The sequence below is a fragment of the Frankia sp. Mgl5 genome, from assembly GCF_023242985.1.
Classification (GTDB): domain Bacteria; phylum Actinomycetota; class Actinomycetes; order Frankiales; family Frankiaceae; genus Parafrankia; species Parafrankia soli.
The window spans coordinates 1-240 of sequence record NZ_JALKFY010000321.1; the positions used below are offsets into that span (position 1 = coordinate 1).

1 protein-coding gene is annotated in these 240 nt (G+C 56.7%); it reads left to right on the forward strand.

All coding sequences use genetic code 11. From position 1 onward, the window contains the following. Window positions 1-240, forward strand: a 240-nt coding sequence (locus MXD62_RS09505) for an SIS domain-containing protein (RefSeq protein WP_248828990.1), incomplete at both ends; no start/stop codon positions are given.

Consider the following 240-nt stretch of genomic DNA (forward strand, 5'->3'; position numbering starts at 1 on the left):
GGGAAATACCCACCTCTACCGGGGACAGATCGACGATGCCAACTACCTGATGACTCAGATGGATTCCAAGTGGCTGGTGGTTGCCCTCTCGTTCCCACGCTATTCGCAAGAGACGATTTCCTTTGCGAAAGCTGCCAGAGAGAAGGGAGCCAAAATTCTTGCCCTAACGGATGATGTGCTCTCGCCGATCGGACCCATCGCCGATTTGCTGATCAAGGTCTCGGCGCCCGCTCCCACCGC